The sequence below is a fragment of the Flavobacterium sp. 102 genome (genome assembly GCF_003634615.1).
Taxonomy (GTDB): domain Bacteria; phylum Bacteroidota; class Bacteroidia; order Flavobacteriales; family Flavobacteriaceae; genus Flavobacterium.
This window is the reverse complement of the sequence record NZ_RBKX01000001.1, coordinates 724,899-736,885: the sequence shown is the minus strand read 5'-3', so window position 1 is coordinate 736,885 and position 11,987 is coordinate 724,899. Positions and strand designations below refer to the sequence as shown.

At 35.3% G+C, this 11,987-nt stretch carries 10 protein-coding genes; 2 read left to right on the top strand and 8 right to left on the bottom strand.

What is annotated here, in order from left to right; all coding sequences use genetic code 11:
• Positions 1–2 precede the first annotated feature (2 nt).
• Together C8C84_RS03265 and C8C84_RS03260 are read left to right on the top strand one after the other, a co-directional pair.
• On the top strand, positions 3–974 hold the full coding sequence (locus C8C84_RS03265) for a DUF4837 family protein (RefSeq protein WP_121312166.1): 972 nt from the start codon (positions 3–5) through the stop codon (positions 972–974).
• Between the two features lie 5 nt (positions 975–979).
• Positions 980–1,426: a GNAT family N-acetyltransferase gene (locus tag C8C84_RS03260; RefSeq protein WP_121312165.1), complete on the top strand. Its 447-nt coding sequence runs from the start codon at positions 980–982 to the stop codon at positions 1,424–1,426.
• On the opposite strand, the gene C8C84_RS03255 is transcribed toward C8C84_RS03260, so the two are convergent.
• From C8C84_RS03255 to C8C84_RS03220, 8 genes are all read right to left on the bottom strand, one after another.
• Complete coding sequence (locus tag C8C84_RS03255; RefSeq protein ID WP_121312164.1) at positions 1,427–2,239, bottom strand: OmpA family protein; 813 nt, start codon at positions 2,237–2,239, stop codon at positions 1,427–1,429.
• Between the two features lies 1 nt (position 2,240).
• Positions 2,241–3,878 carry a S41 family peptidase gene (locus tag C8C84_RS03250; RefSeq protein ID WP_121312163.1) on the bottom strand — a complete coding sequence of 546 codons (1,638 nt, stop codon included), beginning with the start codon at positions 3,876–3,878 and terminating at the stop codon, positions 2,241–2,243.
• A gap of 2 nt (positions 3,879–3,880) precedes the next feature.
• A complete protein-coding gene (locus C8C84_RS03245; RefSeq protein ID WP_121312162.1) occupies positions 3,881–4,738 on the bottom strand; it encodes a DUF4349 domain-containing protein in 858 nt (285 codons plus the stop codon).
• 69 nt (positions 4,739–4,807) lie between these two features.
• Positions 4,808–5,188: a ribonuclease P protein component gene (gene rnpA, locus C8C84_RS03240; protein ID WP_121312161.1), complete on the bottom strand. Its 381-nt coding sequence runs from the start codon at positions 5,186–5,188 to the stop codon at positions 4,808–4,810.
• 16 nt (positions 5,189–5,204) lie between these two features.
• Positions 5,205–5,618: a hypothetical protein gene (locus C8C84_RS03235; RefSeq protein WP_121312160.1), complete on the bottom strand. Its 414-nt coding sequence runs from the start codon at positions 5,616–5,618 to the stop codon at positions 5,205–5,207.
• Positions 5,619–5,691: 73 nt separating this feature from the next.
• Positions 5,692–7,581 carry a M1 family metallopeptidase gene (locus C8C84_RS03230; RefSeq protein ID WP_121312159.1) on the bottom strand — a complete coding sequence of 630 codons (1,890 nt, stop codon included), beginning with the start codon at positions 7,579–7,581 and terminating at the stop codon, positions 5,692–5,694.
• A 39-nt stretch (positions 7,582–7,620) separates the two neighbouring features.
• Complete coding sequence (locus C8C84_RS03225; protein ID WP_121312158.1) at positions 7,621–9,201, bottom strand: S8 family peptidase; 1,581 nt, start codon at positions 9,199–9,201, stop codon at positions 7,621–7,623.
• 298 nt (positions 9,202–9,499) lie between these two features.
• The gene (locus C8C84_RS03220; protein WP_121312157.1) at positions 9,500–11,947 is read right to left on the bottom strand and encodes an outer membrane beta-barrel family protein; all 2,448 of its coding nucleotides are present in this window, start codon (positions 11,945–11,947) and stop codon (positions 9,500–9,502) included.
• Positions 11,948–11,987 lie beyond the last annotated feature (40 nt).

The window sequence follows — 11,987 nt, the reverse complement described above, 5'->3', positions numbered from 1 at the left end:
TTATGAGTAAAACCCTTTTTTTATGGCTTTTTGTCACGTTTATCGTGAGTTCTTGTTCGTTTAAAAAGGACAAGCTGCCGGGCGATTCTACTGCTGCGATAAACACTATTGCCGTAATTATTGACGACCAACTTTGGAATGGTGAAGTAGGTGACAGCATCCGGAATAAATTTGCTTCACCGGTTTTGGGTTTACCACAAGAAGAACCTTTGTTTACCATCAATCAATATCCCGTTAAACTTTTCGAAGGTTTTTCTACAGATGCCAGAAATATTATCATTATAAAAAAAGGCAACGAGACTAAATTTGAAATCAAAGAAAATGAATTTTCATCGCCACAAAATGCCGTCCATATTTCAGGAAAAACGACAGCAGAAATTTTGGACATATTAGAAGAAAACGCACCGAACATCATTCAAAAAATGAGAGCGATTGAAATTGGGCAAAACCAAAAGATTTTCAAAGATTCTTTATTAGACACTAAAAAAATCCAAACCAAATTCAATATCGATTTGCTGATACCTTCGAAATATGAGTATGTCATGCGAAGAAAGAATTTTATTTGGCTCAAAAGCGAAATCACTAGTGGCAATACCAGTGTGATAATATACCAATTACCATGGAATGACATTAACCCTAATAACGCAGTCAATGATATTGTAAAAACCAGAGATTCTATTGGGAGAAAGTACATTCACGGTTCGGCTTATAGAACAAGAATGGTAACTGAAGAAGCTTATTCACCCTATTTTTCCAAAACCATTTTAGCCGGAAGAAATGCCTATGAAACCAAAGGCACTTGGCAAATGAAAAACGACTTCATGTCAGGACCATTTATCAACTACGTTATTTTTGATAAACCAAACAGAAGAATATTGGTGTTGGAAGGTTTTTGTTATGCACCATCAAAAGAAAAAAGAGATTTGATGTTCGAGCTGGAATCAATCATCAAGTCGATTCAATTCAAAAAATAATTGTCATGAATTTAGAATGGAAAATAAAGCGATTTGAAGCACTTTCGACGAATGAACTTTATACTTTGTTACAATTGCGAGCCGAAGTCTTTATAGTGGAGCAAAATTGCGTTTATCAGGATATTGATGGGAAAGATGAGAAAGCACTTCATTTAATTGGCGAGAATAATGGTGAAATTGTTGCTTATGCGAGACTTTTTAAACCAAATGATTATTTTGAACAGGCTTCCATTGGTCGTGTTGTAGTCAAAGAACATTCTCGTTCTAAAAAACTGGGCCATATATTAATGCGTGAAGCTATTCAAGTCATCAAAACCCATTTTGACCAAAGAAAAATAACGATTTCAGCTCAATTATACTTGAAGAAATTCTATGAAAGTCACGGTTTTATTCAAACCAGCGATATGTATTTGGAAGATGATATTCCTCATATCGAAATGAAGAAAGAGTAATTACACTTTTGAAATTACTAATTCTACTCTTCGGTCATATTCTGCACCTTTTCCAAGCGGAACGGTATTGCCATAACCTTTAAAAGTCATTCTATCTTTTGGAATTTTTTTCCAAATTAAATACTTGTAAACTGTTTGCGCTCTGTTGGTAGACAATTGGCGTTTTTTAGTGTCTTTGTCTATGGCTTCTTTTTGGTAAGGCGGTGTGCAACAAACGTGACCTTGGATTTCAAACTTCAGATTTTTGTATTTCATCAAAAGTTTGGCAATTTTATCCAACTCCGTTTTCGATTTAAAGGTCAATTTACTGCTTCCTCTTTCGAATAAAACATTGTCCAAATAAATGTGATCGCCAACGATGTGCTTTTTTTGAATCGTACTGTAAAAACCCGGAATTTCAATTTTAGGTAATGGTTTTAAATTGAGTACTACGTCAACTCGGCGGTTTTTAGAGCGTTTCTCGGGTAGGTTTTCTATAATGTCATCATCGATAAGAATTCTTCCTTTACCTTCAATGGTTACAATGATTTTGCTCTTGATTCCGTTTTCAATAAATTTATTTTGAATTTCGGTAGCTCGTTGGGTTGAAAGCTTAAAATTATAAGCTTCCTTACCAATATCATCGGTATAACCAAAAATCTGGATGGATTCTATTCGGGTGGAATCGGTTTTTTTGATAAAATCTACCACATCTTTAATTTGGATTTCATTCAAAGTAAATTTATCAAAGTCAAAATAAACCGAATGCACTACTTCTTCCTGAGCATGTAAAAAACCGAATAAAAGTAAAGGCAAATATTTAAGTAGCTTCATGTTAAATTTTTAAAATCTTATTGTATTCTGCCGTATTATTTAAGACTCCAATGGCTTTTTTTATTTCTAAATTGCTTTTAGCATAATACTGATACAATCCTTCTTTGTATTGATAACGCTTGATGATTTCATCTAAAATCAATGTTTTAATTTCCCTTTGGTTTTTGTCAATAAGGATTTCTTCACTTTTTTGTAAAGCGGTCAATAGTTGTTGGTATTCTGTATTAATGGCTGAATCTACTTGTTCCTTTTTCGCTTTTTCCAAAGTGTTTTTAAGCGCGATTTCGGTTTCGGTATTGAACTCAATTTTTTCACGTTTCAAATAGGCTTTAAAATCCGAAAAATCTGCATCAGTAATCGTTGGAATTTTATCGCCTAAGGTTGGGTTTTTATAGTAATAATGAGTTACATAATTGAAGATACCGTCATTTTTTTGCAAAGCGTCAGCAATCGAACTGGTTTTGGTTTCTTCGATTTCAACATCGGGTAAAACGCCACCACCATCGAAAACAGGTCTTCCTTTTTTGGTTTTGAAAGCGTTAAAACTTTTCTCGTCGTTGCGCGTTGCTTTGCCTGTTTTGTCTTTTTTGTTGTAATTTAAAGCCTGAATACATCTTCCGGATGGCGTGTAATATCTCGAAATGGTCACTTTAACTTGTGTCCCATAAGTCATGTCAATCGGTCTTTGCACCAATCCTTTTCCGAAACTTCTGCTGCCAACAATTACAGCACGATCTAAATCTTGCAAAGCACCTGAAACAATTTCAGAAGCCGATGCACTTTTACCGTCAACAATTATCACTAAAGGAATTTCAGTATCAATAGGTTCTCTATTAGTTTTATATGTATTGTTGTATTTTTCGTTTTTCGATTTGGTGGTCACGATGATTTCACCTTTGGGCACAAATAAATTGCAAATATTAACCGCTTCATGCAACAAACCACCGGGATTGCCTCGCAAGTCTAGAATGATTTGGGTTGCACCAGCAGCTTTTAATTTTTCCAGTGCTTCTTTAGTTTCAGAGGAGGCTTTTTTGTTGAATTGTGATAAGACAATGTAACCGGTTTTATCATCCACTTTTCCATAAAACGGAACGGCCTTGACTTCGACTTCGTCTAAAATTAATTGCGTAGTTAAGGGTTTCCCTTGTCGGAGATACTTGATGTCAACTTTAGTGTTTTTGGCACCTTTTAACAATTGAGAAGCGTCGTCTTTAAAATCGGCAAGCAAGACATCGCCAATTTGGATAATTTCATCACCGGCTTTCAACCCGGCTTTGTCAGCAGGAAATCCTTTATATGGTTCTTTGATAATCAGTTTGTCTTCTTTTCGGGTAATCAATGCACCAATCCCGGTATATTCTCCGGTATTGTTGATTTTGAATTTGATGACATCTTGTTCGTTGAAATAATTCGTGTACGGATCCAAATCGGCCAACATACTTTTAATGGCTTTGTCCATCAATTCTGCCGGATTGGTTTCATCTACATAGTTTTGGTTGATGGTTTTGAAGAGTGTGGTGAATATTTCAATTTGTTTAGAAATTTCGAAGAAATCATCTTTGAAACTTACGCCGACAAAAAGGAATCCGCTCAATACCAACGGTATAATATATCTTTTTCTGAATTGTAAAAACATGCTTATTTATTTTTTCTTTTAAATCTTTTTCTGATCAATAAAATCAAGACAACTAATGTAACAATTACTGGCCAATTTTCGATTAAACCAATAAAGAAATTTGAAATCCCGTTAAAACCTGAAACAATAGCGTTTCCAATTCTTCCACCATAGGAAACTGTAGCTTTTCCTCCTTGGGCAATGGGTTTGTAAAACTCGATGTCTAAAGTGCTCATAGAAACTTTGTTTTGAAGGTAACGTAATCGGCCTTCTTTGGCTTCTATTTCTTCTCTTATTTCGGAAAGTTGCCTTTCAATTTCAAGCATTTCCGAAACTTTATTGGCTTTTTTCAACAGCTCCAAATACCGTGCCTCTAAAACTTTTTTGGTCTTAATTCGTGAAGCCACATCGATATATTCCTCTGTAACATCTTGAGATGAAATATCTTTTTGGTCAAAATACTTTACGCCTTTTGAAATATCAGCTATAAAAGCATCAAAATGCTGGTTTGGAATCCTAATGTTAATCGTTCGGGAAAACTGATAATCGTTATTCGCTTGAGAATCATTTTTGATTAAGGCATTGTATTTCTTAACCGCCTTCTGAATTTGATTGTAAGTTTCTTCTAAGTTATCGGATTGGAAACGCAAATTCCCGGATTTGATGATTTTGGTTTCAATGGCTTCTTCTTTGGCTTTGTCGGGAAGACTCATACTAACAGCATAGTTTTTGACGCTTTCTCCGGCTTCAACAACGGTAGAATCAGCAGCGGCATAATAAGCGTCAGCAGGAACTGCAATATCCATGGTTTCAGCATCACTTTGTTTACAGGATGAAAAAAATAAAATAATCACAGAAAAAAATAGAGAGACTGTTTTCATAATAAAGAGATTTATACTACTAAAACGCAAATAGTTACTAATTTATTGTGCGCCAGAATGATAAATTTATTATTTCTCTTCCGAAATAGTTTTGGCGAATTTTTCAAAAAGCTGTTTGGTTTTCTCTTCAATTTCCTGATAAGATAATTTATCGCTGGTTTGATAGAAGAACATAAAGCAGTATTTTTTGTCTAAAGCAGTTATCAATTGGGTTTTATTTAATCGGTAACATTCTCTTAAAACGCGTTTGAAATAATTACGGTCTACTGCTTTTTTGAAGTATTTTTTGGATACTGAAACGCCCATTTTCAAAGGAATATCTTCTTCGAAATCATGTGCTATATAAACCAAACGCAAAGGATATTTTCCCACTGATTTGCCTTCGGAGAACAACAAATCTATAATGGTTTTGCTTTTGAGTTTTTCAGCCTTTGGATAGGAGAAATCCATTTGGTTTGCGGGTAAATTAATTGGAATTGTAAACGTTGTAAACGAATTTAACTTCGTTGTAATTGATATAAATCTGCATTCGGTTGCTTTCTTTTTTCTTGGTGATAATCAATATTTTACAATTAGAATACCGATTGTCAATACACTCAAACGGAACAATATTGACTTCGTCATTGTCCTCAATTTCACCATAAGCTTTGATTTTAAACGATTGCACTTCGGCAGAATTGATTAGAATCAAATCTTTTTTAGGGTCTAAAGTGATTAAAACATTGGCTTCAACAAAATCTGACCATTCGTTCCAATTTCCGTCACTTTTTTTGTCGGTAAAACTAACGCTGCTCGATTTGAATCGAATCGGTTGGGCATCACTTTTTTGAAAACCAAAGCCAAAAGCCATTAAAAGCAATAGAATTTTTAAGTTGTTCATGGTGAAAAATATTTGTGGTAAATCTACAAATTCTATTCCAAAAAAAAAGCGTCTCTACTGAGACGCCTTTGGATTAATTTCTATTTAAAAAAATTATGGTGTTGTTTTCCTTTTTCACATCGGCCATTAAACCACTCGGATCAATAGTGATTTTTTTAATGCTGTTTTTTGGTTTGTTGATAGACATGGTATAAGTTGGAAATGCCCAAGCCCAATCGGGAAGTGTAGTTCTATTTATTCTTGGATTCGGGTTTTCTTTTTCAAAACTCATCATGCGCAGCGGTATGTAAAAACTCTCTTGAGTACCATCGTTGTATTCCACTAAAATATCCATTGGCATAGGTATTCTGCCAATTCTTTCCAAAATTACTGTGGTTGAATTGTTGTTTTCGCTTACATCCTTTATCCCAAAATCAATCTTGTTTACGGTTTGTGTCCATTCAGTTAAATACCAATCTAAATTGGCACCTGAAACTCTTTCCGCTGTGCGTTTAAGATCATTTGGCGTTGGGTGTTTGAATTTAAAATCTTCATAATAACGTTTTAAGGTTTTCATGGTGTTTTCTTCGCCAATTAAATAAATTAATTGTGTCCAAAACAATTCGCCTTTATAATAGGAACAAGTGCTGTACACTTTGTTATAACCAAAATGATCACCATGCGTGGAAAGCGGTTCTTCTAAACCTGAATTAGCCAAATCCATATAACTTTTGTAAGCGCCGGAAAAAGGGTTTTTAGATTTGGTTTCTGAAATTTCGTTTACGCCTAGATCTTCTAAGAATGACGCGCCTCCTTCATCCATCCATGGATGTTTACTTTCGTTAGAGGCCAAAACATGTTGGAACCAAGAATGCGCCATTTCGTGCGAAATCACACTATTTACTAATCCTTCAAGTGTACCTTCGCCTAAAACAAGTGTACACATGGCATACTCCATACCGCCATCGCCGCCTTGAATTACAGAATATTGGTCATAAGGATATTTGCCAATCGTTTTGTTGTAAAAGTCCATTAGCTGCACTGTTTTCGGTTGCGCTTTTTTCCAGGTGTCAATGATTTTTGGATTGTTTTTGTATAAGAAATGCAAAGTGGTACCGAAATCAGTTTTTACGACATCATGAAGGTAATTTTTATCGGCTGCCCATGTAAAATCAAGTACGTTAGGCGCTAAGAAATGCCAAGTTAATGTCTTTTGTTTCTTCGGAATATTGACTAGAACGCCATTGTCTTGATAGCCGTAACCAATCTCGTTTTTGTTTTGCAGATATCCTGTTCCGCCTAAAATGTATTCTTTATCGATAGTAATTTTGACATCAAAATTGCCCCAAACACTGTGGAATTCTCGAGCGATATAAGGATCAGCATGCCAACCTTCAAAATCAAATTCGGCCATTTTCGGATACCATTGTGCCATCGAAAGTTCAACACCTTCTATGTTATTTCTACCCGAACGGCGTATTTGTACCGGAACTTGCCCTTCAAAATCTAAAGTTAATAAAGTGGATTTTCCGGGTAAAAGCGGTTGAGCCAAATCGACTTCTAAAATGGTGCTGACCTCTTTGGTCGTGGCCAAAACACCATCTTGTTTAAAATTCGAAATTTTTAAAAAGCCAATCTCATTCGGTTTTAAAGACTTAAGTCGGCTTTCTTTGATTTCCTTGCCTTCTGCGGTTTTGACTTTATGCACCATTCTTCTGTCAGGATCAGGAATGGATTGTAGTCGTGCATCCATTTCACTTCCCGGTTGAAAAGCGTTATTGAATAAATGGTAATAAACCCGTCTTAGAGTGTCCTTAGAATTATTGGTATAAAGCAATTCTTGTTTGCCTTTGTATTGATAGGTTTTGACATCCATCGAAACCTCCATTTTGTAATCAACTTTTTGTTGCCAATAACTATCAGTTTGGGCTATGATTGTTGAGGTGAATAGTAAAACGGCAATAGAAAAAAGTTTGTTTGTCATGCTTTCTGAAAAATTGGAAAGTTTTGCTTCCCGATAAAATTATAATTTTGGTTCTTTTGGAATTTCTTTTGATAGTTCTTCTGCCATTTTCAAAGCATTGTAAGCATTTACGATTTTGCCTGAAACACTTGCTTTTGAAAAGGGTATTTTTTCTTTATTTTCCCCAACATAAACCTCTGAATCTATTGGCGTTCCCGATTGCATGATGATTTGTTTCACTTGGGCTGCTTTGAGATTAGGATAATAAGAACGGATTAAGGCTGCAACTCCGGCTACATTTGGTGATGCCATCGATGTTCCTTGTTGGTACTTGAAATGATGATCTTCAACGGTGGCATAAATTCTAACACCCGGCGCAAAAACATCAACATTATCAGTTCCGAAGTTTGAAAAATTAGCGACTACATTTTCTCCATAATTGTAATTGATAGCCCCAACCTTCATCACATTGTTGACCAATTCATTTTTTTTATCAGCGGTATCTTCCGGATAATTGGGTTCAACATCTACATTTTTCCCATCATTTCCGGCGGCAAGAATAATTAAAACATCCTTGCTTTCGGCATATTTCATGGCGTCCCAAACCCATTCTTTGTGTGGAGAATAGTCTTTTCCAAAACTTCCGTTGATGACTTTGGCACCATTGTCAACGGCATATCGAATCGCTAAGGCGATGTCTTTATCATATTCGTCACCATTAGGAACAGCACGGATTGGCATAATTTCAACATTGGTTGCCACACCATCGCCACCGATTCCGTTGTTTCTGACTTGGGCAATAATTCCGGCAACGTGCGTTCCGTGAGAAGAGTCTTTTCTTTCTTTTGAGTAGACAATATTGTTACCGTATTTTTTATCGTTAATATCTTCCGGATTATCGCCAACCGGTTTTCTTCCGTCGAATTCTTTGTTCAAATTATAGTTCAATCTGTCGTAAACATAATCTTTATATTCTTCCAATTCGGCATGAAATTTTTCGCCGGCATAATCAGCATACGACAACATAATTCTTTTGCTTTTGTACAATTCGTATTTCACAGAAGAGATATCTTTCAAGTCTTCCACGGTGTAATTGTCTTTTTTTAAATGTTCGCGAATTACTTTGTCAGCATCGACTAATAAATCTACCGTTTCTTTCTCCGGAAAAACTTTTTGGTATTCTGCGTCATATTCTTTTTGAGCTCTTTTGTACCTTTCAGAACCATCATCGCCCTTTCTTAAATAGCGAACCAATTCTAAAGTTTCATTGTTTGAATTGCCTAAAAAATTCCATCCGTTAACATCATCAGCAAAACCATTTTTATCATCGTCTTTACCGTTGTTTGGAATTTCTTTTTTGTTGGTCCAAATCACTGATTTTAAATCGGGATGACTGATGTCAACACCAGAATCGATAACTCCGACAATCACTTTATTGCCTTTTTTGTTATTTAAAAGTTCAGCGTAAGCTCTGTCAACACTCATTCCGGGAATAGAATCTTTCACTAAATCCAAATGACTCCAACGTTTTTCTTGTTCTTCAGTTAAAGGGGTTTTTTTATAAGATTTTGTCGGCACTATCTCTTGAGCAGAGAGTGTTACAGTAGCCAATAATAAAAATACATAAGTTAAAGTTCTCATTTTAAATGATTTGATTTTTTAGTTACGGTAAAAATAATTTCTTTTTACACCAACAAAAAAAGGATTAACAATAATTTAGTAACGGTTCAAATATCAAGCCGAAACGGACAGTTGCAAAATTATGTTACTCAAAAATATAAAAAGTCTTGAGGGAAAATAATTTATCTCTTTCAATTTTAGCGAATTTCTGAACTCTTTATTTATCGATTATCCCTTTTCTGGGCTAGCTTTTTGGGTTGTTAATTTGATGTTTTTGATTATGTTCTAAAACAAATGGAAGCGGTTACCTTAAACACAATTATCCGTTTGAAGAGCCGGCTCTTTGTTTGATGTCATCTGCGCCGCCGGTTCTTCGTCGTTGCGGACCGTTGTTTTTACCAAAGTTATAAGTATAAGAAATCGTCGCCACTCGAGTATCTCTGGCCACTTTGAAGTTTTCTTTGTAATCCGTAAAAGCGGTGCTTGCCGTAGTTCTATTGGTATAAAAAATATCATTAAAAGCAAATCTCAAAACGCTGTTGTTTTTGAATTTTTTTTGACAACCGATATTCATAAACCAAATCGGGTCAACATCCATAAAAGCATAAACTTCTCGAGCGCGATAATTTCCGGTCCATTCGGCAGTAAATCCGTTACCGAGTTTGAAACTATTGGTCGAATTAAAATTGCAGGTAAAATTGCCCTCGTTTTTGATAGTAGTATTGGCGACGGTTCCTGTGTAGTATCCATAATAAAAATTCAGACTATTGTTCACATTCCACCATTTGTTAATTTCAAGCGGAACGATAGCAAATAAACCAACGATGTCAACGGTGTTGAGGTTTTTATTGGTTTGAATGGTCAGTTGTTGATCGTCTTCGGACGGCGCAATCACTTCGGTTATGTTATCCGTTGTTCGGGAGAAATTCAAAGTAGTAAAGATTTTTTGTTTTAAAACGTGAGTCAATTCAATCGAATGGGTTGATTGAGGCAACAAATAAGGATTTCCTTCTTTGTAAGTTGTCGGATCCAAAAAGAACTTAAACGGGTTTAATTGGTCATAACTCGGACGCGAAATTCTTCGGCTGTAATTGAGTTCCAAACTGTTCTTTTCATTTAACGTATAACTAAAAACCGCATTGGGAAACAATTGAGTGTAGCTATTTTTGAACGAAGTATTATCCACCAATTGTTTTCCGGTAATATTCGTGTTTTCAACTCTTAAGCCGATATTAAAACTCCATTTTTTAAACTCTTTAGAAGTGATTACATAAGCTGCATTGATGTTTTCTTCATGTATAAAATGATTGCTTTTGGTTGGATCAAAAACCGGAACGCCCGAACTTTTATCATAGAAAGCCAAATTGTTATCCGCTTTTACATAGCTCGATTTTACACCGGTTTCCAACTTTATATTGTTTTTCAAAACAGTCACGTAATCAGATTTTAGGGCATAAATTTTCAAGTCGCCTTTGATATCGCCATACAATAAATATGGATCTTGAAACTCGCTATTATTCAAATTAAAATAACGCGTTGTAAAATTTTGTTGGGTTTTATTACCATAATTCGCATAATCGAAATCAGTGGTCAATTCTGTACCTAAAGTATCAATGACAAACTTATGGTTTAAATTCACCGAATGATTGTGCCAATGGTCGCGCGAACGGTTTTTGGTTTGAAAACGAGAAGCCAAATTGTCGGTTTCATCAAACACATCCGAGCGGTTGCTTCCCGTTGGATTGAATTTATTACTGATGTTGTTGACGATGATTCCGAAAGTATGTTTTTTATTGGCATAAAAATCAGCACCAACTCTAGCAAGGTGATTCCTGAAATTCATCCTCAAAAAGTTGTCTTGCTCATATGCGCCTGTAAAAATGCCGTCTTCGTAAAATTTTCGATCGAGTTGTAAATCATTGAAACCTTCGCGATAAGCAAAACTGTAATTTCCAAAAAGATTCACTTTTTTGTCTCGGTAATTCAGACTCAAATTGTTGTTGTTTTTGGCATATTTTCCTTGACTATAAGACGAAGAAATACTGCCGTTCACACCGATTTTTTTGTCTTTTTTCATTTTGATGTTGATGATTGAAGCTCCGGCGGCATCGTATTTGGCTGATGGATTGGTGATGAATTCAATCTTATCAATACTTCGCGAAGGAATGCCGCGTAAATAATTGGCCAGATTCGAGCCGGTCATAGGGGTCGGTTTCCCGTCAATTTGAACCAAAATCCCATTTTTTCCTCTCAAACTAATGTTGTCATTATTATCAACGTTTATTCCGGGCGCTTTTTCCAAAACTTCAAACACACTCGAACCTGTTGAACCAATATTACTGTCCACATTTAAAATCATTTTTCCCTGTTGCCTTTCGATATAAGGCTTTGATTTTGTAATCACGACTTCATCAAGCAAGTTTTCATCAGCTCGAATTATTATGCTTTGAAGAATCAGATTGCTTTTTGCTTCAAACGGATTGCCCAAATGTTTTGTTTTGCCATCGGCAACAATTTTAATAAAATAAGTGCCTTTGGAAACATTTTCAAATTTGAAATCATTGGTTTCTAAAGGTGTTTCGGTTTTAATCAGTTTTTTCGAATCACTTTCTATAAGATAAATAAAAATTGCATTAGCCGAAATGGTCTTTTCAAATGTCAAATTTCCTGATATAGAAATTTTGTCTTCAGTAGTGTTTTGGGAACGCGCCGCAAAGCCTAGCAATGAGCTGGCTATCGCATAAAATAATAAAGTTTTACGTGACATATTTAAAAAATTTAACTTATCAATAATTGATATATCAAAT